We start from the raw sequence: 23,840 nt of genomic DNA, 5'->3' as shown, positions 1-23,840 counted from the left end.
CCCGCACCCGGCCTTACGGAGCAGCCAGAACCATGAGCCAGTCCACCACCATCCGCTGGGAACAGGACGAGACCGGCGTCGTCACCCTCGTCCTCGACGACCCCGACCAGTCCGCCAACACCATGAACCAGGCCTTCCGGACCTCGATCGCGGCCGTCGCCGACCGCGCCGAGGCCGAGAAGGACTCCATCCGCGGTTTCATCTACACCTCCGCCAAGAAGACCTTCTTCGCGGGCGGCGACCTCAAGGACATGATGAAGGCCGGGCCCGCCGACGCCCCGCGGATCTTCGCGGCCGGCATGGAGATGAAGCGCGCCCTGCGCCGCATCGAAACCCTCGGCAAGCCCGTCGTCGCCGCCATCAACGGCGCCGCCCTGGGCGGCGGGTACGAGATCGCGCTCGCCTCGCACCACCGGATCGCCCTCGACGCTCCCGGCTCCAAGATCGGCCTGCCCGAGGTCACCCTCGGCCTGCTGCCCGGCGGCGGCGGTGTCGCCCGCACGGTCCGTCTGATGGGCGTCGCCGACGCCCTGCTGAAGGTGCTCCTCCAGGGCACCCAGTACTCCCCGCGGCGGGCCCTGGACAACGGCCTGGTGCACGAACTGGCCGCCACCCGCGAGGACATGCTCGCCAGGGCACGGGCGTTCATCGACGCCCACCCCGAGTCGCGGCAGCCCTGGGACGTCCCCGGTCACAGGATCCCCGGCGGCACCCCGGCCCACCCCAAGTTCGCCGCCAACCTGCCCGCCTTCCCGGCGAACCTGAAGAAGCAGCTCAACGGAGCGCCCTACCCGGCGCCCCGCAACATCCTCGCGGCCGCCGTCGAGGGCTCCCAGGTCGACTTCGAGACCGCGCTGACCATCGAGAGCCGGTACTTCACCGAGCTGGTCACCGGCCGGACCGCCAAGAACATGATCCAGGCGTTCTTCTTCGACCTCCAGGCGGTCAACTCCGGCGCCGGCCGCCCGCGGGGCACCGAACCCCGCACGGTCCGCAAGGTCGCCGTCCTCGGCGCCGGGATGATGGGCGCCGGCATCGCCTACTCCTGCGCCAGGGCCGGCATCGACGTCGTCCTGAAGGACGTGTCGGCCGAGGCGGCGGAGAAGGGCAAGGCGTACTCCGCCGGGCTCCTCGACAAGGCGCTGTCCCGCGGCCGCACCACCGAGGCCGAGCGCGACGCGCTGCTGGCCCGCATCACCCCGACCGCCGACCCGGCAGACCTGGCCGGCTGCGACGCGGTCATCGAAGCCGTCTTCGAGGACACCGCGCTCAAGCACAAGGTGTTCCAGGAGATCCAGGACGTCGTCGAGCCCGACGCGCTGCTGTGCTCCAACACCTCGACCCTGCCGATCACCCTCCTCGCCGAGGGCGTCGAGCGCCCGGCCGACTTCATCGGTCTGCACTTCTTCTCGCCGGTCGACAAGATGCCGCTCGTCGAGATCATCAAGGGCGAGCGGTCCGGCGACGAAGCCCTCGCGCGCGCCTTCGACCTCGTGCGGCAGATCAACAAGACGCCGATCGTCGTCAACGACTCGCGCGGCTTCTTCACCTCACGGGTCATCGGCCAGTTCATCAACGAGGGCGTGGCGATGGTCGGCGAGGGCGTGGAGCCCGCCTCCATCGAGCAGGCGGCGGCCCAGGCGGGCTACCCGGCCAAGGTGCTGTCCCTGATGGACGAACTCACCCTCACTCTCCCGCGCAAGATCCGCAACGAGACCCGGCGCGCCGTCGAGGAGGCGGGCGGCACCTGGCAGGAGCACCCGGCGGACGCGGTGATCGACCGGCTGGTCGACGAGTTCGGCCGGACCGGCCGCAGCGGCGGCGCGGGCTTCTACGACTACGACGCGGAGGGCAAGCGGCAGGGCCTGTGGCCCGGACTGCGCGAGCACTTCGGTGCCGGCGACGGCGCGGCCGTCCCGTTCGAGGACATGAAGGAGCGGATGCTCTTCTCCGAGGCGCTGGACACCGTCCGCTGCCTCGAGGAGGGCGTGCTGACCTCGGTCGCCGACGCCAACATCGGCTCCGTCATGGGCATCGGCTTCCCGGCGTGGACCGGCGGCGTGCTCCAGTACATCAACGGCTACGAAGGCGGACTGCCCGGCTTCGTGGCACGGGCGCGGGAGCTGGCCGAGCGGTACGGGGAGCGGTTCCAGCCCCCGGCGCTGCTGGTGGAGAAGGCCGAGCGGGGCGAGACGTTCGGCGACTGACGCCACCTGGCGGTGTCACCGGGAGGGCCGTCACCGGCACGGCGGCCCTTCCGGTGGCGGCCCCGCACCGGCACGGCGGGCCCTCCCGGTGGCGGCCCCGCACCGGCACGGCGGGCCTCCCGGTGGCGGCCCGGCGCCCGCCCGGAACGGCGGGACACCGTGCGGGCTCACTCCGCGCGGAAGGCGGCGCCCAGCTCCTCCTTCAGCGACCGCTGGAACGCGGTGACCAGGGCCTGCACCACCAGCGGCTGCATGTGCGCGGACAGCGACTTCATCGCCGCCACGTGCTCCGGGTCCGACTCCCGCTCCCGGTACGGGCCCCACACCTCGTCGCGGAACAGCCGCGTCAGCTCCTGCGCCGCCGACCGGGTGTGCTCCACCAGGACCGTGCGGGACGCCAGGATCGTCTCGTGCGCGATGGGCACGTCCAGCAGCCGCAGCCCGAGCCGCAGCAGCCCCGGGTCGACCCGGTAGGTGTCGTCCGCGTCCGTGCGGGCCAGCACGTCCATCGCGGCGAGCCGTTCCAGGTCCTCGTCGCCGAGCGTGCGGCCGGCGCGCCGCTCCAGCTCGGCCCGGGGCATCTCCTCCGGTGCGTCCGGCGCCCAGGTCGCCACCAGAGCCCGGTGGATGGCCAGGTCGTGGGCGCTCAGATCGGGCGGGAGCTGTTCCAGGTACCGTTCGATCGCGGCGAGCGTCATGCCCTGGTGCTGGAGCTCCTCGATGAGCGCCAGCCGGGACAGGTGCTCGGGCCCGTAGTGCCCCACCCGGCGCGGTCCGATCACCGGCGGCGGCAGCAGGCCACGGGTGCTGTAGAAACGGATGGTGCGCACGGTGACCCCGGCCCGGGCGGCCAGCTCGTCGACGGTCAGCGTCGGCTGCCGCTCCTCGGCCTCGGTCGGCTCGGTCGCCTCGGTCGCCATGCGGGGGCCTCATTTCCGGCTGGTGCGCTGCATCGGTACAACAGTATTGCTGTCTCACCAACGCTGTGAAAGTCACGGGCTGTTGTCGGTGGCGGCCCGTACGGTGGTGCGTATGACGGGGATCGCGTACGTACGGGGGGACGCCACCGCGCCGGCCGGTAAGGGCGTCAAGATCATCGCGCATGTCTGCAACGACCTGGGAGGCTGGGGCAAGGGTTTCGTCCTGGCCCTCTCCCGCCGCTGGCCCGAGCCCGAGGCCGCCTACCGGCGCTGGCACCGCGGCCGCGCGGGCAATGACTTCGGCCTGGGCGCCGTGCAGTTCGTCCAGGTCGGTCCGTACCTGTGGGTGGCCAACATGGTGGGCCAGCGGGGGACACGGACGGGCAGCAAGGGCGTGCCCGTGCGGTACGAGGCGATCGACACCGCGCTGGGCCGGCTCGCCGACCGGGCGGCCGGGCTGGGCGCCTCCGTCCACATGCCCCGCATCGGCTGCGGGCTCGCCGGCGGCAAGTGGTCCAGGGTGGAGCCCCTGATCACCGAGCGCCTGCTCGCCCGGGGCGTACCGGTCACGGTGTACGACCACGGCGACTGAGCGCCCGCCCGGCCACGACCGCCCGCCCCGTGCCGTGCCCGCCTATACGTACGTGCCCTGAGCGGGACGGTGGTGGGCCAGCGCTTCGTGGGGGTCCGGGCCCGCCGTGGCGGCGTGGTCGACGTGCACGGTGACCTCGGTCAGACGCGGCACCTCGTGCAGCAGGGCGTGCTCCGCCGCGACCGCCACCGCGTGCGCCTGGACGACCGTGAGAACCGGGTCCACCACCACGGAGGTCTCCGCGCGCAGCGCGTGCCCCAGCCACCGCATCCGCACGGCCCCCACGCCCCGTACGCCGTCGACCCCCGCCAGCACCCGCTCCGCGCGGTCCACCAGCGCCGGGTCCACCGCGTCCATCAGCCGGTGCCAGACCTCCCGCGCCGCCCCGCGCAGCACCAGCAGGATCGCGCCCGTGATGACCAGCCCGACCAGCGGGTCCGCCCACCACCGGCCCAGCGCCGCGCCGCCCGCGCCCAGCAGCACCGCCAGCGAGGTGAACCCGTCGGTGCGGGCGTGCAGCCCGTCGGCGACCAGGGCGGCGGATCCGATCGCCCGGCCCGTGCGGATCCGGGCTCGGGCCACCCACTCGTTCCCGGCGAACCCCACCAGCCCGGCCGCCGCCACGGCCGGCAGATGGCCCACCTCCTGCGGGTCCAGCAGCCGCCGCACCGCCTCGTACCCGGCGAAGGCGGCCGACGCGGCGATCACCAGCACCACGAACACCCCCGCCAGGTCCTCCGCCCGGCCGAAGCCGTAGGTGTAGCGGCGGGTCGCCGCCCGCCGGCCCAGCACGAAGGCGAGCGCGAGCGGCAGCGCGGTCAGGGCGTCCGTGGCGTTGTGCACCGTGTCGCCGAGGAGCGCGACCGAGCCCGAGAGCCCGGCGATCACCGCCTGGACGCCCGTGGTGGCGGCGAGCACCGCGAACGAGAACCACAGCGTCCGCAGCCCGGCGGCCGACCCCTCCAGGGCGGCGTCGATCCGTTCGCCGTGATGATGGTGATGGTGGTGGCCGGGAAGGTGCCGACGGCGCCCGTGGTGGTGTCCATGACCCATCATGAACACCACCATGACAGCCGGACCGCCTTGCGGCCACTGCCGAAAAGCGGCCTCCGACCAGCTGCGAAGCCGTTGCGGCTGCGGGGCGGGGGCTACTGCGCGGACGCCACGACCGGGTAGTGGTCGCTGAGGTTCGTGTAGGTGTACTGCTTGCCCCAGCTCGACACCGTCCAGGGCGCGCTCCGCTCCTTGACCACCTCGTTGGTCCAGCCCGACGGCTTCACGTGCCCGGCGCGGTGCAGCACGTGATCCAGGTCCTCGCGCGGGTCGTCCGGGTAGCGCTCGGAGGCGATCGAGTTGTCCTGGGTGTCGAAGGAGTACGGGTGGCCCGTACGGGCGTCCGCGCCCGCCAGCCCCGCGTCGGCCAGCATCGTGGCGTACTCGCCGCTGTGCGAGTCGACGTTGAAGTCGCCCGCCACCATCACCTGCTCGGACGCCGGGATGTTCTTGGCGTCCAGGAACGCGTCCAGGGCCTTGAACTGCCGGCTGCGCGTCTGCGCCGCCTCACCCGCCGAGCACCCGGGGTCCGTCGACTGGGCGTGCGTCCCCACCACGTGCACCCGGGAGCCGTTCACATCGAGCACGGTGTAGACGAAACCCTTGTTGGAGTACCAGTCGGCGCCGCAGGCGTCCTTGTAGACGTACTGCTCCTTGCGGACGATCGGCCACTTGCTGAGCACGGCGACCCCACCGTCCTCCGGCGTGGTCGCCGAATAGGCGCCGCTCGTGGCGTCCCAGCCGCTCTTGCTCCGGCCCATCACCGGCGTCTGGTACGGGTACTGGGCGGCGGCGTTGCGCAGGAGCGCGTCGGAGGACGCGTTGTCGAACGCCTCCTGGAGCACCACCACGTCCTGGCCGCGGAAGAACGGCGCCGCCGGTATCTCCTTCGCCCGGTGGTCCTGCCCCCAGTTCGGGTAGAGGGTCTTGCTGAACAGGAACGAGTTGTACGTCAGCACCCGGAGCGCCGGCGCCCCCGCCTCCCCGGAGGCCCCCGCCTCGGCGGAGACCCCGGCCGCCGTAACCGCCGTGGCGGCCGGCGCCGCCACCGTCACCGCGGCGGCGGCGAGCACGGTGGACAGCGCGGCCAACAGCACGGCGGGCAGGGCGCCGGAGGAGGCGGTGGAGGAAGCGGGGGAAGCGGTCGGACGGGCCGGGCGCTGCGGGGATCGCGGCACGGAAACTCCTGACGGAAGTGGGGGGTTGGACCTTCGCGCGGCACATCAAATCAGCCGCGGTTACTTTCCGGTAGCCATCGGGTGCCGGGAATCCTGCGGACCCCGGACCACCGGGCCAACTTCTCCACGGCGGATACGCGGATACTGGGACCATGAGCACCTCACCCGCCCCGCACGACGCTCCCGCCCCACCCCCGTCCGGCGGGGTGCTCTGGAGCCTCGCCGGCGACGTCCGGGGCCTGCTCGTGCTGCCCGCCGCCTTCACCCTCCAGGTCGCCCACCCCGCCGTCGGCGCCGGCGTCGACGAACACTCCGTCTTCCGGACCGACCCGTGGGGCCGGGGCGAGCGCTCCCTGCGCTCGCTCCAGCTCTGGGTGTACGGCGGCGAGACCGCCGCCGAGGAGGGCCGCCGGCTGCGCCGGCTCCACTCCGCCGTCCAGGGCACCGACACCCGGGGCCGCCGCTACCACGCCCTCGCCCCCGCGAACTACGCCTGGGTCCACGCCACCGGGTTCCCGGTCTACCGGCACGCGGCCCGCTACCTGATCAGACCGCTGACCGAAGCCCAGGAGCGGCAGCTATATGCCGAGTGGCTCCAGGTCGGCCGCGTCCTCGGCATCCACGACCGCGACATGCCGCAGACCATCGAGGAGTTCTGGCCCTATTACCGCAAGGTCCTCGCCGACGAGATCGAGGCCACCGCCGTCGCGCGCGAACTCGCCTCGGCGGACGTCCCGTTGCCCCCGTTCGACCGGGGCCCCCTGCCGCTGCGGCTCCTGCTGCGCGTCCTGTGGCCCGTCCTGCTCCCGCCCTTCGCCCGCTTCCGCCGCTTCCTCACCGTCGGACTCATGCCGCCCGACGCCAGGGAGGCCATCGGCCTGGAGTGGACGGACGCGCAGGAACGCCGGCTGCGCCGCTTCGGCCGGGTCGTCCGGGCTGTCGTCCCCGCACTGCCCGAGCGGCTGCGCTACCTCCCGCTCGCACGGGAGGCCCGCCGCCGCGACCGGCTCACCCGCGCAGCCCGCCCCGGGCGATGACGTCCGCGTACCAGCGGGCGCTGTCCTTCGGCGTACGGCGCTGCGACGCGAAGTCCACGTGCACGATGCCGAACCGCTTCCCGTAGCCGTACGCCCACTCGAAGTTGTCCAGCAGCGACCACAGGAAGTAGCCCCGGACGTCCACCCCGTCGGCGAGCGCCCGGTGCACCGCCGCCAGGTGGTCCCGCAGGTAGGCGACCCGCTCCGGATCGTGCACCTCGCCCGACGGGTCGGCGTAGTCGTCGTACGCCGCCCCGTTCTCCGTCACCATCAGCGGAACCCCCGGCAGCTCGTCCCGCAGCCGGACCAGCAGCTCGTACAGGCCGTCCGCGTCCACCGGCCAGTCCATCGCCGTCCGGGGACCCGGCGCCGGCACGAACCGCACGTGCGGCTCGGCACCCGGCCAGGGCGACGGCGACCCGGACGTACCCGCCCCGACGACCGTGGGGGAGTAGTAGTTGATGCCCAGCGAGTCCAGCGGCGCGGCGATCGCCTCCAGGTCCCCGTCGCGCACGAACGACCAGTCCGTCAGCCCCGCCGTGTCCCGCACCAGGTCCTCCGGCAGCCGCCCGTGGAAGACCGGGTCCAGGAAGATCCGGTTGCCCAGCGCGTCCACCCGCCGGGCGGCCTCACGGTCCTCCTCGGCCTCCGACAGGGCCCGCACCGCGTGCAGGTTGAGCGTCAGCGACACCTCCGCGGCCGCCGGCAGCGCGGCACGCAGCACCTGGACGGCACGCCCGTGCGCCAGGTTCAGATGGTGGGCCGCGCGCAGCGCCGCCACCGGGTCCCTGCGCCCCGGGGCGTGCTCCCCGGAGGCGTACCCGAGGAACGCCGCGCACCACGGCTCGTTGAGCGTCGTCCACGTGCTCACCCGGTCGCCCAGCGCACCGGCCACCAGCCCGGCGTACTCGGCGAACCGCTCGGCCGTCTCCCGGTGCGGCCAGCCGCCCGCGTCCTCGAGCTCCTGCGGCAGGTCCCAGTGGTAGAGCGTGACGACCGGCCGGATGCCGGCGCTCAGCAGTTCGTCGGTGAGCCGCCGGTAGAAGTCCAGGCCCCTCTCGACGGCCGGGCCCCGCCCGGCCGGCTGCACCCGCGGCCAGGCGACCGAGAACCGGTAGTCCGTCACCCCCAGGTCCTTCATCAGCGCGACGTCCTCGCGCATCCGGTGGTAGTGGTCGGCCGCGATGTCACCGGTGTCGCCGTTGCGGACCGCGCCCGGCGTCCTGCTGAAGGTGTCCCAGATGCACGGCGTCCGGCCGTCCTCGGTCGCGGCGCCCTCGATCTGGTACGCGGCCGTGGCCGTGCCCCAGCGGAAACCGGCCGGGAAGAGGAGCTCGGTCATGAGCGGAAGACTCCCAACACGAAGTGGAGGAACGGGGAGGGCCGTCAGCCCTTGACGGCGCCCTGCATGATGCCGCCGACGATCTGCCGGCCCAGCAGGCCGAAGACCAGCAGCACCGGGAGCGTGCCGAGCAGCGTGCCCGCCATGATCACGGACTGGTCGTGCACATAGCCGCCGCCGAGCTGGCGCAACGCGACCTGCACGGTCGGGTTCTGCGAGGACAGCGCGACGATCGGCCAGAAGAAGTCGTTCCAGGCGGCCATGAAGGTCAGCAGACCCAGCACCGCCATACCGGGCCGGGCGATCGGCACCACGATCGACCAGAAGATCCGCGCGGAGGAGGCCCCGTCCACCCGCGCCGCCTCGATCAGCTCGTCCGGCAGCGCCTGCACCAGGAACTGCCGCATGAAGAAGACCCCGAAGGCCGACACCAGACCGGGCAGGACCACCGACTGGAGCTGGTTCACCCACCCCAGCTCCGCGACCAGCATGAACAGCGGGATCACCCCGAGCTGCGGCGGGATCATCATGGTCCCCACCGTGACCGCGAGCAGCGCGCCCCGGCCGCGGAAGCGCAGCTTGGCGAAGGCGAACCCGGCGAGCATGCAGCACAGCACCGTGCCGACCGTGATCGACCCCGAGACGATCAGCGAGTTCAGCAGGGCCTTGCCGATGTCCGCCTCCTCCATCACCGCCTCGACGTTCCGGAACAGGTTCGGGCCGGGCAGCAGGGACGGGGGCACCCGCGCCAGATCGGCGTTGGAGCGGCTGGCGGCGACGATCGTCCAGTAGAAGGGGAAGGCCGACACCAGGACGGCGAGGATCAGGACGGCGTACGCGACCCTGCCGCCGTGCAGGGTACGACCGGCTCGGCGGGCGCTCATCGGCCGGCCTCCTTGGCGGAACGGCGGCGTACGACCAGGGCGTTGGTTCCGACGAACACCAGGATCAGCAGGAACATCACCCAGGCGATGGCGGCGGCACGGCCGAGGTGGAAGAAGCCCCACCCCTGCTCGTACATGTAGAGCCCGAGCGTCTGGTACTGGTGGGAGATCCCTCCCGAGACCGACCCCTCGAACAGCAGCGGTTCGCCGAAGAGCTGGGTGGCGCCGATCGTGGACACCACGGTGGTGAAGACGATCGTCGGACGCAGGCCCGGCAGCGTGACGTGGAAGAACTGCCGCCACCGCGACGCCCCGTCCATCTCCGCGGCCTCGTACAGCTCGGCCGGGATGGACTGCATGCCCGCGAGGTAGATCAGCGCGTTGTAGCCGGTCCACCGCCAGATGACGATGGTCGACACGGCGATCTGGGAGGCGACCGTCCCGGTCTGCCAGTCGACCGGGTCGATGCCGAGAAGCCCCAGCGCGTAGTTGACCAGCCCGAAGTCCCGGCCGAAGAGCTGCGCGAAGACCAGCGTCGCCGCAGCGACCGAGGTGGCGTACGGCAGCAGCATCGCCGTACGGAAGAAGGTCCGCCCGCGCAGCTTGTAGTTCAGCAGGTGCGCCAGCCCCAGGGCCATCACGAGCTGCGGGACGGTGGAGAGCACCCCGATGGTGAAGGTGTTGCGCAACGAGAGCCAGAAGAACTCGTCGGTGAACAGCGCGGCGTAGTTGCCGAGACCGCGCCATTCCATGTCGCCGGGCGTCTGGAGCTCCACGCGGTAGAGCGAGACGAACGCCGTGTAGAGCAGCGGGAACAGGCCGAACGCGGCGAACAGCGTGAAGAACGGGGCGATGTACGCGTACGGCGAGACGGTCCGCCATACACGGCGCGCCGCCGTCCCGGCGGGTGCGGTGAGGGTCACGGTGCGGCCCTTCGGGGGTCGGATGCGGTACGGACGTGGTGTGTGTGTAGACCGGCCCGGTGCCGGGCGTTCTCGCCGCGACCGGCGGGGGCGGGTGGACCGCCCGGGAGAGCCGCCCCGCGCGGGGCACCCGCCCCACCGGGCCGGCCCGGGAGAGCCGCCCGTGCGGGGCACCCGCCCCACCGGGCCGGCCCCGGACGGGCCGCCCCGCGAGGGTCAGCCCGTCACGTTCTCGACGCCCTTGCGGGCGTTCGACCACGCCTTGTCCGGTGACGTCCCCTTCCGCTCCACCTCGCTCAGCGCGTTGGTGATCTGGTCGGCGACGTTCTTGTCGTGCACGCCCAGCACCTGCACCGGGGCCGCCTTGGCGGCGTCGCCGAAGATGCGGCCGATGGGGGCGTCGGAGAAGTACGGGTCCTTGGCGCCGGCGACCTTGGCGATGGCACCGGTGGAGGAGGGGAAGTTGCCCTGCTTCTCGAACAGCTTGGCCTGCTGCTCCGGCGCGGTGAGCCACTGGATGAGCTCGTACGCCTCCTTCTTGTGCTCGGCCGCCCGGGGGACGCTCAGATACGAACCGCCCCAGTTCCCCGCGCCGCCGGGCAGGGTGGCGATGTCCCACTTGCCCTTGCCGGACTCACCGGCCTGGCCCTTGATGTACCCGAGCATCCAGGCAGGGCAGGGGATCGTGGCGAACGACCCGGCGGCGAAGGCCTGGTTCCACTGCGGGGACCACTGGTCGAGCTTGGCGCTCAGTCCCGCGGCAGCGGCCTCGGTGGCGGTGTCCCAGGCGGTCTTGACGGCCGGGTTCGACTCGTAGACGAGCTTGCCGGAGGCGTCGTAGTACCGCTCCTCCTCCTGGCCGATCATGATGGTGAAGAGGCTGCCCACGCTGTCCAGCCAGGCGCTCTTGGCGGGGGCCTTCGCCTTGTACTGCTTGCCGAGCTCCAGGTAGCCGTCCCAGGTGGCCCACTTCCGGGCCAGCTCGTCGCGGTCGGTCGGCAGGCCGGCCTGCTGGAAGAGGTCCGTGCGGTAGCACATCGCCTCCGGCCCGACGTCCGTGCCGAGCCCCAGCACCCGGCCGTCCTTGGTCGTCGCCGCGGACCACTTGGCCTCGGCGAACGCCCCCTTCAGCCCGTCGGCGCCGTACCGCGTCAGGTCCTCGAACTTGTCCGCCTGCTGCTGGGTGACCGAGGCGATGCGGCCGACCTCGATGGCCTGGACGTCGGCGAGACCGCCGCCACCGGCGAGCCGGGTCTGGAGGGACTTCCAGTAGTCCTGCTCGTCCTCGGTGTCGGTCTGCTTGATGGTGACGCCGGGGTGGAGCTTCTCGTACTCGGCGTAGAGGCCCGCCTCCTTGTAGCCGAAGGAGCCGAAGAGGTCCACGGTGATCGTGACCCGTCCGTCGGACGCGGCCCCGTCCGAGGCGCCCGATCCGCAAGCGGCGAGGAGGGCCCCGGCCAGCGCGACCGCCCCGAGGCGGACCAGACCCCTGCGGACGGTGGTCCTGGTGCCGGAGGCTCTCCGGTCGGTGGCGGCTCGGGCGATGTGCATGGGAAGCCTCCCTTGGCTTCGGCGGGACGCGGAACGCGGGACGAGGTGCGGGACGAGGTGCGGGGGATGAGCCAGCGGTTGAGAGCGCTCTCATAAAGTTGCTGTGGAGCGTGCCCCGCCCACCCTGTCCCCGTCAAGACTCGAACGCATAACGACCGCCGCTCACGGCAACTCCCCGGGCTGTCACCTGTATTGACAGTCCCGTTTCAGGAGTTTTACGTTCCAGGGCACCTGAGAGCGCTCTCGAACCCGCTCTCCCGCCATCCATTCGAGGTGCCGACATGCCATCCCCCCGCACCCGGCCATCCCCCCGCAGCCGCCCCGCCGCACTGTTCCTCGCCACCGCCCTGGCCGCCCTCGGCCTCACCGCGACCACCGCCGGCCCCGCCGAGGCCGCCACCGTCCCGGTCGGAGCCGGGAGTTACTCCGACACCCGTCCACCCGGAACCTCCGGCCCCACCACCGACACCGGCACGCCCGTCACCCCCAAGCTCACCCCCGCCGCCCAGGGCAAGCCGGTGCCCACCAACGACTGGTGGTCCTCACTCGCCTTCCAGCGCTACGGCGACAACCCCTGGTCCACCCCGATGTACGGCCACCCGCTCACCTACCAGGCGACCGCCGCCGGCCTCGACGTCGGCTACCCCACCACCCCCGCGATCGTCGGCGACGGCAGACAGTACGAGTACGCCCACACACGCGACCTCACCCTCGGGCTGACCGGCCTTGATTCGCCCGACACCAAGGCCGACGCCTGGTCCGACTGGACCGTCACCCCCTACTGGTCGGACGGCACCCGCACCCTCCGCACCACCATCGGCCACGGCTCGCCCTTCGTGTACGCCAAGGGCACCGGCGGCGACGCCCGGATCACCACCGCCACCGCCCCCACCGTCTTCGCCGACCAGGGCAACGTCCTCGGCGTCACCGTCGCCGGCCACCACTACGGCCTCTTCGCCCCCACCGGCACCGACTGGACCGTCTCCGGCTCCACGCTGACCGCCGGGCTGGGCGGCAAGGACTACTTCTCACTGGCCGTCCTGCCCTCCCCGGACGCACTGGCCGGCTACCGCGCCTACGCCTACAGCTTCGTCACCGGATCCAAGGCCGACTGGAGCTACTCCGGAGGCATGGTCAGGGCCACCTACACCCTCACCACCCAGCCCCAGGAGGGCACTCAGACCGGCACGCTCCAGGCCCTCTACCGGCATCAGTGGCTGCACACCACCGACGCCCTGACCCCGTACACCTACGTCTCCCCGCGCGGCACGATGAAGGTCCGGGCGTCCACCACCTTCACCACGAGCCAGCGCGCGGCCGCCGTACTGCCGGGGTTGCCGAAGTCCTCGGGCGTCGACCCCGCCCGGCTGCGCGGCTACCTGAACGAGGCCGCGAACGCCGCCGACCCGTTCGCCGGCGCCACCGACACCTACTGGACCGGCAAGGCCCTCGGCCGCCTCGCCCAGCTCGTGCCCCTGGCCGACCAGACCGGTGAGACCGCCACCCGTGACAAACTGCTCGGCCTGCTCAAGGGGCGGCTCCAGGACTGGTTCACGGCCGGCGGGGCCAACGAGTTCAGTTACGACCGCACCTGGAAGACCCTCACCGGCTACCCCGCCTCGTACGGCAGCGACACCGAACTCAACGACCACCACTTCCACTACTCCTACTACGTGTACGCGGCGGCCGTCGTCGCCCAGTACGACCCCGCCTGGGCCGCCGACTCCGCCTGGGGCGGCATGGTGAAGACGCTCGTGCGCGACGCCGCCAACCCCAGCCGCACCGACACCGCCTTCCCCTTCCTCCGGGGCTTCGACGTGTACGCCGGACATAGCTGGGCCTCCGGCCACCAGGGCTTCGCGGCCGGCAACAACCAGGAGTCGTCGTCCGAGTCCACCAACCTCAGCGCGGGCCTGGTCCTGTGGGGCGCGGCCACCGGTGACACCGCGCTGCGCGACCTGGGGACGTACCTGCTGACCACCGAGTCCGAGGCCATCGCCCAGTACTGGTTCGACGCCGACCAGCAGGTCTTCCCCGCCTCCTTCGGCCATGACACCGCCGGCATGGTGTGGGGCAGCGGCGCCGCCTACGCCACCTGGTGGACCGCCAACCCCGAGGAGATCCACGGCATCAACGTCCTGCCCGTCACCGGAGGCTCACTGCACCTGGGGGGCGAACAGGCGGCCGTCCGCCGCAACATCGCCGAGATGGAGCGCGAGAACGGCGGCCCCGCCGTCGAATGGCGCGACATCCTCTGGGAGTTCCAGTCCCTCGCCGACCCCGCCGCCGCCAGGGCCAGGTGGGACGCGGGCAACGCCTCGTACACCCCGGAAGCGGGGGAGTCCAGGGCGCACACCTACCACTGGATCGCCGGCCTGGACGCGCTCGGCGCGCCCGACGCGACCGTCACCGGTGACCTCCCCACCTCGGCGGTCTTCACCAAGGGCACGGTACGCACCTACGCGGCGCACAACCACGGCTCCACCGCCCGCACGGTGACCTTCTCCGACGGCGCCAGGCTCACCGTCCCCGCGCGCTCGACGGCAACCGGCACCGGAACGGGCGGCGACCCGGGCGACCCCGGCGAGCCGGGCCCGTCCACCGGGGACACCTTCCAGCTCCGCACCGGCGGCACGCTGACCACCGCCACGAACGGGACGGCCGGCGGCGACACCATCGCCTCGGCGGGCGGCACCAACCACGACGGCACCCCGTACCAGCCGCTGGTGTACGAGGCCCGGGGCGTCACCGGCACGCTGAAGCCCGGCGCCGCCACCGCCTTCCGGCTCCAGGTCGACGCGGGCACCACGGTGGGCCTCGGCCAGCAGGCCCGCGTCAGCTACGACCTGACGGGTGACGGGACCTTCGAACGGACCGAGACGTACCACTACTTCGCCACCGACCCGGTGGCCGGCTGGGAGGAGTACGCCCACACGCGCGGCCTGAAGTCGGCGACCGGCGCGCTGGGGGACCTCAGGGGCGGCACCGTACGCCTGGAGGTGTGGCCCGCCATCGGCAACGGCACGGCCCGGGTACAGACCGGCACGGACCGGTCCGTCCTGGTCATCCCGTACGGCTGAGCGGTGAGCGCTACGCCGACGCCCGCCGCACCAGTTCCGTCGGGGTGATCACCGAGCCCGGGGCGCCGCCCGCCCCGGGCTCGGTCTCCCGCGCGTTCAGCACCCGCATCAGCAGCCGCACCATCAGCCGGCCCATGCCCTCGATGTCCTGGCGGACGGTCGTCAGGGGCGGATCGGTGGCCTCCGCGATGGACGTCATGTCGTCGAAGCCGACCAGCGCCACGTCCTCCGGCACCCGCAGCCCGCGCTCCCGCAGCACGCGCAGCGCGCCGGAGGCCATCAGGTCGTTGGCGGCGAACACGGCGTCCAGGTCGGGCCGCCGCTCCAGCAGCTCCGCCATCGCCCGGGCCCCGCTCCCCTCCGTGAAGTCGCCCTGCGCGATCAGCCCGGGGCCCGCGTCCAGCAGGACGTCCCGGTAGCCGTCCAGCCGGTCGGTGGCGGAGGTCTGGTCACGCGGGCCCGCGATGTGCGCGACCCGCTCCCGGCCCAGCGACAGCAGGTGCCGCACGGCCTCCCGCGCCCCGCCCCGGTTGTCCGCGTCCACGTACGGCACCGCCAGGTCGCCCGCCGTCCCCGGCCCCCCGGGCCGCCCCCCGAACACCGCCGGCACCTGCGCCCGCCGGATGATGGCGGGCAGCTCGTCGTCGTCGTGCACCGAGAAGGCCAGCGCGCCGTCGACATGGCCCCCGCCCAGGTACCGGCCGATCCGGTCGTAGTCGCCCGGCCCCTCCACCCACAACAGCACGAGCTGTGAGTCGTGCGCGGTCAGCTCGCGGCTGATGCCCCGCACCTGCTGCTCGAAGAAGGGGTCGGAGAAAACCCGGAACTCCGGCTCCGCGATGATCACCGCCACCGCGCCGTTCCGCCGCGTCACCAGGGTGCGGGCCGCGTGGTTCGGCACGTACCCCAGCTCCTCCACCGCCTCCCGCACCTTGTCCACCAGCGCCTGCCGGACCCCCGCGCCCCCGTTCACGACACGCGAGACCGTCGCCCGCGACACCCCGGCACGCGCCGCGACGGCCTCCAGGGTGGGACGGGAGCCGGGGGCCGGTTCGGACATGCTGGACAAGGGTGCTCCTCGACGGCGCGGCGAATGCTGTGTACAGCAGCAGGGTAGCCGGTCGGCCCGGCCGGTTGAGAGCGCTCTCTGCGCAGAAGAGCCATCGGTGCCCACGATCCACCAGGAGCGCCATGCGTGCCGCCCGTGTCCCCCCGCCGGCCCCGCCGGTCGGTGGCGACACCCCCCGCCCCCGTCGCTCTCGCATCCGACCGTACGATGAGCGGGACCCGTCATATACGCCACCGTATATGACGAGCTGAGAAGGCGTTCAGCCCAACAGTGGCTACGCCCCTCCGGAGCGAAGGTGGACGAATGATCCGTACCCTGGCCCCAGGCCTGCTCTGCTTCGTCGTCATCGCCGTAGGGCTTCTGCACTTCGTCTGGGCCTTCTCCCCCTGGCCGTGGAGCGACCCGGTGACCTTCACCAGGACCGTCGGTGGCACGGACGACGGCCGGATGCCGCGCGCCCTGGACTCCATGCTGGTCGGTGCGGCCCTGATCGGCGCCGGCGTGCTGACGCTCATGGTCAACGGCACGATCCCCGGAGTCGGGCCCGACTGGCTCCAGTTGACCGGCATGTTCGGATTCGCCCTGGTCATGTTCGTCCGAGGAGCGGGCGGCTACCTCATGAACTCCGGCGCCCCACCGGAGTTCCAGCGCTGGAACTCAGTGCTCTACTCGCCGCTGTGCCTCCTGCTCTGCCTGCTCTCGCTGATCGTGGCGGTGGCAGCGGTCCGGCGGTGAGGGCTGCCACGTCGCGGGGAGCGTGCGCTCGGTGATCATCCGGTGATCCGGTGCCCGCGGCCGTGCGCCGGCCATGGGCGCCACGGCTTTGACCGGTTCCAGCGGGGCCGGGCCGCTAAGCCGGCCTGGGGCCACGGCGCTGGCCGGACCCCCCGCCCGCGGCGCCGGGCCGTGGACGGGGGAGTGGTGACGACTCGTGCCGACCGTCTCGGGTCAGTGGTGGTCGTGGTCGTGGATCGTGTTCGTCGCGGCGATCTTCTTCCACGACTTCGGCTGGACCGGCTGCGCCGTGCCCGCCGCCGAGCGGGCGATCCGCGCGCCGGCCGCCGCCGGGGCCGCCGGCTTGGACGGCGTGTAGAGCCAGGTGTCCAACAGCCCGGCGAGCGGCTTGCCGGAGACCCGCTCCGCGTACTTCACGAAGTCGGACACCTTGGCGTTGCCGTACGCGTGCTCCGTCGGCCAGCCCTTCAGGACGGCGAAGAAGTCCTCGTCGCCGATCGCGTTGCGCAGCGCCTGGAGGGCGAGCGCGCCCCGGTCGTACACCGCGATGTCGAACTGCTTGTCCGGGCCCGGGTCGCCCGGCTCGACCGTCCAGAACGGGTCGTCGGCCGGGTGCTGCGCGTACACGTAGTCCGCCAGCTCCTGGGCCGTGCCCTCGCCCTCCTTCTCCGACCACAGCCACTGGCTGTACCGGGCGAAGCCCTCGTTGACCCAGATGTCCTTCCACCCGTCGACCGACACGCTGTCGCCGTACCACTGGTGCGCCAGCTCGTGCACGACCACCGACACGTTGGCCCCGTTGGCGAACTGGCGCGGGCTGTAGAACGGCCGCGTCTGGGTCTCCAGCGCGTAGCCGCTGGTCACGTTGGGGACGTAGCCGCCGAGCGCGTTGAAGGGGTACGGTCCGAAGACCTCCTCCAGCCACTCCGCGACCTCTCCGGTGCGCTCGATGCTGGCCCGCGCCGCACCCGCGTTGTCACCGAGGTCCTTGCTGTACGCGTTGAGGACGGGCAGCCCCTTGTCGGTCTTGTCCGTGGTGATGTCGAACTTGCCGATCGCGAGCGTGGCGAGGTAGGACGCCTGCGGCTTGTTGGAGCGCCAGTTGAAGCGTGTCCAGCCCAGGCGCGACGACTGCGACTGGAGGACGCCGTTGCTGATGGCCTGGGTGCCGTCCGGCACGGAGACCGATATGTCGTAGGTCGCCTTGTCCCGCGGGTGGTCGTTGGACGGGAACCACCAGATGGCGGAGTCCGGCTCCTGCGCGGCGACGCCGCCGTCGGGCGTGCGGTGCCAGGCGGTCCAGCCGCCGATCTTCAGCTCGGAGGGCTTGCCCGCGTACCGCACGACGACCGAGATCGCCCGGTTCTTCGCCAGCGGTGCGGCCGGGGTGATCTCCAGCTCGTGGTCGCCGGTGGCGGCGAAGCGCGCCTTCTTGCCGTTCACCAGCACCTCGCTCGCCTTGAGCCCGAGGTCGAGGTTGAAGCGGGACAAATCCTGGGTGGTGGTGGCGATGAGCGTCGCCGTGCCCTCCAGCAGGTCGGTCTTCGGCTGGTACTTCAGACGCAGGTCGTAGTGCGACACGTCGTAGCCACCGTTGCCGCTGGCCGGGTAGTAGGGGTCGCCGATGCCCGGGGCCCCGGGCCGGTAGTCGGCCGCCGATGCCGGGATCGCCAGCAACAGCGAGGCCGCGAGTGCGCTCGGGACGATCAGTCTGCGGTGCACGTCAAGCTCTCCAAGTCGTATGGACGGAAGATCTCTTGAAGGCTATTCAGCCGCTCCCGCCCCCGTCATGTCCATGGCCCCACCTGTCACGAGATGGCCATGTGGCCGACATGAACGATGATCGGCCCCACCGTCCCCTCCGCCCCCTCCGTCCGCTTCGCCCCCGTAGTGCCCTCTGTCATCCGGCAGTTGGCGCGTGTACGTTCCGCCCATGCCGATACGTGCGCGGAGAACCCCCATGTCGAGCAGAGTCCTGGTGACGGCGGCCACCGCCGCCCTGATGACCGCACTGGTCCAGCCCGCGAGCGCGGCGCCGGCCGCCCCCGCCCGGGAAGCGCGACCCGCTTCCCCCGCCACGGCGCGACCCGCCCCCGTCCCCGAGTCGCGGCCCGTCCACTCGTACGCCGACGCCGTCCGTGAGTCCGTCTGGGTCGACACCGGCCTCGACGGCGACCGCGACGGCCGTACCGACCGGGTGGCCGTCGACATCGTCCGGCCGCGCGAGGCGGCCGACCGGGGCCGCAAGGTCCCGGTCATCATGGACGCCAGCCCCTACTACTCCTGCTGCGGGCGCGGCAACGAGAGCCAGAAGAAGACGTACGACGCCGACGGCCGCCCCGTCCAGTTCCCTCTGTACTACGACAACTACTTCGTTCCGCGCGGCTACGCCTTCGCCGCCGTGGACCTCGCCGGAACCAATCGCTCGGACGGCTGCGACGACGTCGGCGGCCCCTCCGACATCCAGTCCGCCAAGGCCGTCGTCGACTGGCTCAACGGCCGGGGCCGCGGCTACACCACCCGCACCGGCACCCGGCGCGCCCATGCCACCGGCTGGTCCACCGGCGACACCGGCATGATCGGCAAGAGCTGGGACGGCACCATCGCCAACGGCGTCGCCGCCACCGGCGTCGAGGGACTGAAGACCATCGTCCCCATCGGCGCCATCTCCTCCTGGTACGACTACTACTTCGCCCAGGGCGCCCCGCTGTACGACTCCGGCCCCGAGTGGCTCTCGGACTACGTCAACAGCCCCGACGCCCGCGCCCGCTGCGCCCATGTGCAGCAGCGCCTCGTCGACGGCGCCCCGCGGACCGGCGACATGACGCCGCTGTGGGACACGCGCGACTACGTCCGCAACGCCCACAAGGTGAGGGCCAGCGTCTTCCTCGTCCACGGACAGCAGGACCTCAACGTCCGCGCCAAGCACATCGGCCCGTGGTGGGACGCGCTCGCCGCCCACGGGGTGGAACGCAAGATCTGGCTCTCGCAGACCGGCCACGTCGACCCCTTCGACTTCCGCCGCGCCGAGTGGGTCACCACCCTCCACCACTGGTTCGACCACTACCTCCTCGGTTACGACAACGGCGTCGACCGCGCGCCGATGGCCGACGTCGAGCGCGCCCCCGGCCAATGGTCCACCGACCGCGTCTGGCCGCCCCGCGCCACCGCCCCCACCACGCTCCGTCCCCGCCGGGGCGCGGCACCCGGCGTCGGCACCCTGGGGCTCGTCCCCGCCCGCCCGGGCGCCACCGAGACGTTCACCGACGATCCCGCCCTCGGCGAGCTCGACTGGGCGTCGGCCGCCGGCACCACCACCCCGGCCAAGGCGGGCTTCATCACCCGCCCGCTCACCCGGGACCTGCGGCTCTCCGGCTCCTCCCGGGTCACCGTCACCGCCACCCCGGACGCCACCAGCGCCCACCTCACCGCCGTCCTGGTCGACCTCGGTCCCGCCACCATCCGGGACTACGGAGCCGCCGGAGAGGGCATCACCACCCTCGCCGAGCGCACCTGCTGGGGCGCGAGCACCACCGGCGACAGCGCCTGCTACAAGGAGACCCGGGCCAGGACGACCGACGTCGGCGCCACCGTGTTCAGCCGGGGCTGGGCCGACCTCGGCACCTGGGCGGACGCCCGGGAGGGACGCCCCCTCACCCCCGGCCGGCCCCACACCATCACCGTGGACCTCGCCGCGACCGACCACGTCGTCCCGGCCGGCCACCGCCTGGCGCTCCTCGTCGCCGGCACCGACCGGAACCTGATCGACCCTCCGGCGGCGAAGCCCACCCTCACCCTCGACCTGGCCCGCACCTCCGCCCGGCTGCCCCTCGTCGGCGGGGTCCCCGCGTTCCTCCGCGCCACCACCGGTACCGTGCACCCCGCCGCCCCGCGCACCGCCCCGCCGGCCGGCGTCACCGCCCCGCGCCCCGCCGCGCAGATCCCCGGAGGCACGCCCCGATGACCCCACGCGCCGCACGCGCCCGCGCCTTCGCCGTGACCGTCACCGCGGCCGCCCTCGGCCTCCCGCTGATCACCGCACCCGCCCAGGCCTCACCCACCCCGCCGCCGCGCACCGGGTTCGAGGCGAGTAACGGCGCCCGCTGGACGGACGAGCGCGAGGAGCAACGTTTCCTCGACGCCGTCGACCGGGGGAGCGACCGGGTGTCGGTCACCCGGGTGGGCACGACCCGGCAGGGCCGCCCACTGCGGCTCGTACGGATCTCCACCGCGCCCGGAACCGGAACCGCGCCCGGAACCGGAACCGCGCCCGGCACCGGAACCGCGCCCGGAACCGGCACCCCGCCCGGCACCGGAGCCGCCACCGAGTCCCCGTCCGGCACCGGCACCCCGCCCGGCAGCGGGAGCACCGCCCGCACCACCGTGCTGCTGATCTGCAGCCAGCACGGGGACGAACCGTCCGGCCGGGAGGCCTGCCTGTCCACCGTCCGCGACCTCGCCCACGCGAAGGACCGCGAGACCCTCCGCCTCCTCGCCCGTACGACCGTCCTCGTCGTCCCCACCGCCAACCCCGACGGCCGCGCAGCCGGCACCCGGGGCAACGCCGACGGGGTGGACGTCAACCGCGACCACATCGCCCTGCGGACGCCCGAGGCCCGCGCCCTCGCCGCGGTGATCCGCGACCACCGGCCCGACGTCGTCCAGGACCTGCACGAGTACGGCGCCACCCCGCCCTACTACGACAAGGACCTGCTCGCGCTCTGGCCGCGCAACCCCAACACCGGCTCCCGCGTGCACGACGAGGCGCACACCCTCTCCGAGGCGTACGTCCGCCCCGCCGCCGCACGGGCCGGCTTCGACAGCGGCGTCTACGGCATCTGGACCGACCCGGTCACCGGGGAACCCGTCAAACAGGTCGCCGGCGACGGCCAGGAGCGGATCCTCCGCAACACGGTGGGCGTCAAGCACTCCGTCGGCCTGCTCGTCGAGACCCGCGTCGACCCGCTCACCGAGGAGGAGAAGAAGGACCCGGCCCTCAACAACCGGCGCCGCGTGGACACCCAGCTTGCCGCCCTGGACGGACTCTTCCGGTACGTCGGTGACCGGCGCGGCACCATCGGGGCGGTCACCACGGCGGCCCGGCTGGCCGGCCTGCGCGACCGGGGCCCGGTCTTCCTGGGCGGCGCCGACAACGATCCGCCGGAGCCCCCCGAGACCCTCCAGGACCCGCCGTGCGGCTACCGCCTGACCGCGGACCGGTACGCCGGGGTCCGCGACGAGCTGGCGCTGCACGGCGTCGCCGCCCGGGTGGAGGCCGACGGCACCGCCTTCGTACCGCTGCGGCAGTCGCAGCGGGCGCTGGTGCCGCTGCTGCTCGACACCCGCGCGGCGTACCGCCTCACGGACGGGGAGCCGCTGGACGCCTGTTGATCCCGGTGCAGGTGTGCCTGACGTGGTAGGGGGTACCAAGAGCGAAATCAGGCCATGATCGCGAAAGGTGCCGCCTGTGTCTCAGGAGCAACGGAAACCGGGGCAACGGATGCGGCTGCCCGTGAAGGCGGCTCTGCCGGGCCGCCACCCGTACGAGAACGAGCCGCCCGTCACCGACCGGGTGGTGTTCGGCGTGACGGCCGTGCTCACCCTCGCCTTCGTGGTCTGGGGCGCCACCGCCACCGACTCGCTGGAGAGCGTGTCGGACTCGATGCTGAACGGCCTGATGCACAACGGCGGCTGGGCGTTCGTCCTGGCCGCCTCGGGCTTCGTCGTCTTCGCGCTCTGGCTGGCCGTCAGCCGCTACGGCCGGATCCAACTGGGCCAGGAGCACGAGAAGCCCGAGTTCAGCACCGTCTCCTGGGTCGCCATGATGTTCAGCGCCGGCATGGGCATCGGCCTGATGTTCTACGGCGTCAGCGAACCGCTCGCGCACTACACCACCCCGCCGCCGGGCACCGACCCCGCCGACTCGGCGGACGCCATGCAGACGGCGCTCGCCACCACCCTCTTCCACTGGACCCTGCACCCCTGGGCGATCTACGCGGTGGTCGGACTGGCCATCGCGTACAGCACCTTCCGCCGCCGCAGGCGGCAGACGATCAGCGCCGTCTTCATCCCGCTCATCGGCAAGAAGCACGCCGACGGAGTCGTCGGCCGGGTGATCGACATCCTGGCGATCTTCGCCACGCTCTTCGGCTCCGCCACGTCCCTGGGGCTCGGCGCGCTCCAGATCGGCAGCGGCATGCACGAGGTCGGCTGGCTGGACAAGGCCGGCACCGGGCTGCTCGTCAGCATCATCGGCGTCCTGACGGTGTGCTTCGTCTTCTCCGCCGTCTCCGGCGTGGAGCGGGGCATCCAGTGGCTGTCCAACACCAACATGGTGCTGGCCGTCGTCCTCGCCGTCTTCGTCTTCGTCGCCGGCCCCACGATCCTCGTCCTCGACCTGGTCCCGACCTCGCTCGCCGCGTACCTCGACGAGCTGCCGCAGCTCGCCGGCCGCACCGAGGCGGCCACCGGCGGCGGTGACGTCGCCGACTGGCTGAGTAGCTGGACGGTCTTCTACTGGGCCTGGTGGATCTCCTGGACGCCGTTCGTCGGCATGTTCATCGCCCGCATCAGCCGGGGCCGGACGATCCGCCAGTTCATCGGCGGCGTCATCCTCGTGCCCAGCACCGTCAGCCTGATCTGGTTCGCGGTCTTCGGCGGCACCGCCATGCACCTGAAGGAGCGCGGCGACCTCGGCGGCGCGACCACGCCCGAGGCCCAGCTCTTCGGAGTGCTCCAGGAGTTCCCGATCGCCGGCGTGATGAGCCTGCTGGTGATGATCCTGGTCGGCATCTTCTTCGTCTCCGGTGCGGACGCCGCCTCGATCGTGATGGGCACCCTCTCCCAGAAGGGCACCTTCGAACCGGCCCGGTTCGTGGTCGTCTTCTGGGGCGTGGTGACCGGCGGCGTGGCGGCCGTGATGCTGCTGGTCGGCGAGGGCAAGGGCGACGCGCTCGCCGGCCTCCAGCACCTGACCATCCTGGTCGCGGCGCCGTTCGTGCTGGTGATGATCGGCATGTGCTGGTCCCTGATGCGGGACCTCCGCCGTGACCCGCTGATCGTGCGCGGTGAACTCGCCGAGGAGGCCGTGGAGGAGGCGGTGATCGCGGGCCACGAGAAGTACGCGGGCGAGTTCGAGATCCGCATCGGCCCGGCCCAGGACGAACCGTCCGGACACGCCGGGGACCCTGACGACCGGCACCGTGACGACCGGTACCGCGACGACCCCGGGAACCCGCCGCCGGCCGGCTGACGCCCCCCCGGCGCCCG

General features: G+C 72.5%; 17 protein-coding genes. 8 read left to right on the top strand and 9 right to left on the bottom strand.

Translation table 11 applies throughout. From position 1 onward, the window contains the following. Window positions 1-32 precede the first annotated feature (32 nt). The gene (locus tag ACF068_RS11095) at window positions 33-2,207 is read left to right on the top strand and encodes a 3-hydroxyacyl-CoA dehydrogenase NAD-binding domain-containing protein (RefSeq protein WP_392273917.1); all 2,175 of its coding nucleotides are present in this window, start codon (window positions 33-35) and stop codon (window positions 2,205-2,207) included. Window positions 2,208-2,374: 167 nt separating this feature from the next. On the opposite strand, the gene ACF068_RS11090 is transcribed toward ACF068_RS11095, so the two are convergent. After that, window positions 2,375-3,127, bottom strand: a complete 753-nt coding sequence (locus tag ACF068_RS11090; protein ID WP_392273916.1) for a MerR family transcriptional regulator — start codon at window positions 3,125-3,127, stop codon at window positions 2,375-2,377. 112 nt (window positions 3,128-3,239) lie between these two features. On the opposite strand from ACF068_RS11090, the gene ACF068_RS11085 reads away from it, so the two are divergent. Further along, entirely contained in the window at window positions 3,240-3,719 is a 480-nt protein-coding gene (locus ACF068_RS11085) for a macro domain-containing protein (RefSeq protein ID WP_392273915.1), read from the top strand. A gap of 42 nt (window positions 3,720-3,761) precedes the next feature. Here ACF068_RS11085 and ACF068_RS11080 read toward each other — a convergent pair whose 3' ends face one another. Then, window positions 3,762-4,787 (bottom strand): cation diffusion facilitator family transporter, encoded by a 1,026-nt coding sequence (locus ACF068_RS11080; protein ID WP_392273914.1) that lies wholly within the window; start codon window positions 4,785-4,787, stop codon window positions 3,762-3,764. Between the two features lie 80 nt (window positions 4,788-4,867). Continuing rightward, entirely contained in the window at window positions 4,868-5,878 is a 1,011-nt protein-coding gene (gene sph / locus ACF068_RS11075; protein WP_392274360.1) for a sphingomyelin phosphodiesterase, read from the bottom strand. Window positions 5,879-6,102: 224 nt separating this feature from the next. Between sph and ACF068_RS11070 the strand changes: the two genes are divergently transcribed. Beyond that, the gene (locus ACF068_RS11070; RefSeq protein ID WP_392273913.1) at window positions 6,103-6,987 is read left to right on the top strand and encodes an oxygenase MpaB family protein; all 885 of its coding nucleotides are present in this window, start codon (window positions 6,103-6,105) and stop codon (window positions 6,985-6,987) included. On the opposite strand, the gene ACF068_RS11065 is transcribed toward ACF068_RS11070, so the two are convergent. The 4 genes from ACF068_RS11065 to ACF068_RS11050 all read right to left on the bottom strand — a co-directional run bounded on the left by ACF068_RS11065 (window position 6,959) and on the right by ACF068_RS11050 (window position 11,687). Next, window positions 6,959-8,329 (bottom strand): GH1 family beta-glucosidase, encoded by a 1,371-nt coding sequence (locus tag ACF068_RS11065; protein WP_392273912.1) that lies wholly within the window; start codon window positions 8,327-8,329, stop codon window positions 6,959-6,961. The genes ACF068_RS11070 and ACF068_RS11065 overlap by 29 nt on opposite strands. Before the next feature lie 44 nt (window positions 8,330-8,373). Further along, window positions 8,374-9,213, bottom strand: coding sequence for a carbohydrate ABC transporter permease (locus tag ACF068_RS11060; protein ID WP_392273911.1), 840 nt, complete (start codon window positions 9,211-9,213; stop codon window positions 8,374-8,376). Then, window positions 9,210-10,136 (bottom strand): carbohydrate ABC transporter permease, encoded by a 927-nt coding sequence (locus ACF068_RS11055; protein WP_392273910.1) that lies wholly within the window; start codon window positions 10,134-10,136, stop codon window positions 9,210-9,212. The genes ACF068_RS11060 and ACF068_RS11055 overlap by 4 nt, the downstream gene beginning before the upstream one ends. Before the next feature lie 216 nt (window positions 10,137-10,352). Beyond that, the gene (locus ACF068_RS11050) at window positions 10,353-11,687 is read right to left on the bottom strand and encodes an extracellular solute-binding protein (RefSeq protein ID WP_392273909.1); all 1,335 of its coding nucleotides are present in this window, start codon (window positions 11,685-11,687) and stop codon (window positions 10,353-10,355) included. 281 nt (window positions 11,688-11,968) lie between these two features. Between ACF068_RS11050 and ACF068_RS11045 the strand changes: the two genes are divergently transcribed. Then, window positions 11,969-14,767, top strand: coding sequence for a glycosyl hydrolase (locus ACF068_RS11045; RefSeq protein ID WP_392273908.1), 2,799 nt, complete (start codon window positions 11,969-11,971; stop codon window positions 14,765-14,767). A gap of 10 nt (window positions 14,768-14,777) precedes the next feature. Here ACF068_RS11045 and ACF068_RS11040 read toward each other — a convergent pair whose 3' ends face one another. Continuing rightward, window positions 14,778-15,827 carry a LacI family DNA-binding transcriptional regulator gene (locus ACF068_RS11040; RefSeq protein WP_392274359.1) on the bottom strand — a complete coding sequence of 350 codons (1,050 nt, stop codon included), beginning with the start codon at window positions 15,825-15,827 and terminating at the stop codon, window positions 14,778-14,780. A 312-nt stretch (window positions 15,828-16,139) separates the two neighbouring features. Between ACF068_RS11040 and ACF068_RS11035 the strand changes: the two genes are divergently transcribed. Beyond that, a complete protein-coding gene (locus tag ACF068_RS11035) occupies window positions 16,140-16,571 on the top strand; it encodes a DUF3995 domain-containing protein (RefSeq protein ID WP_392273907.1) in 432 nt (143 codons plus the stop codon). 213 nt (window positions 16,572-16,784) lie between these two features. Here ACF068_RS11035 and ACF068_RS11030 read toward each other — a convergent pair whose 3' ends face one another. Next, window positions 16,785-18,293, bottom strand: coding sequence for a M1 family metallopeptidase (locus ACF068_RS11030; RefSeq protein ID WP_392273906.1), 1,509 nt, complete (start codon window positions 18,291-18,293; stop codon window positions 16,785-16,787). Between the two features lie 211 nt (window positions 18,294-18,504). Here ACF068_RS11030 and ACF068_RS11025 point away from each other — a divergent pair, with 211 nt between their 5' ends. From ACF068_RS11025 to ACF068_RS11015, 3 genes are all read left to right on the top strand, one after another. After that, the gene (locus tag ACF068_RS11025) at window positions 18,505-20,535 is read left to right on the top strand and encodes a Xaa-Pro dipeptidyl-peptidase (protein WP_392273905.1); all 2,031 of its coding nucleotides are present in this window, start codon (window positions 18,505-18,507) and stop codon (window positions 20,533-20,535) included. Continuing rightward, window positions 20,532-21,962: a M14 family metallocarboxypeptidase gene (locus ACF068_RS11020; RefSeq protein ID WP_392273904.1), complete on the top strand. Its 1,431-nt coding sequence runs from the start codon at window positions 20,532-20,534 to the stop codon at window positions 21,960-21,962. The genes ACF068_RS11025 and ACF068_RS11020 overlap by 4 nt, the downstream gene beginning before the upstream one ends. A 109-nt stretch (window positions 21,963-22,071) precedes the next feature. Beyond that, the gene (locus ACF068_RS11015) at window positions 22,072-23,823 is read left to right on the top strand and encodes a BCCT family transporter (protein WP_392274358.1); all 1,752 of its coding nucleotides are present in this window, start codon (window positions 22,072-22,074) and stop codon (window positions 23,821-23,823) included. Window positions 23,824-23,840: the final 17 nt, after the last annotated feature.

It is taken from the genome of Streptomyces sp. NPDC016309 (assembly GCF_043077235.1).
Lineage (GTDB): Bacteria > Actinomycetota > Actinomycetes > Streptomycetales > Streptomycetaceae > Streptomyces.
The sequence above is the reverse complement of the archived record's forward strand: the minus strand, read 5'-3'. Positions and strand labels throughout refer to the sequence as shown.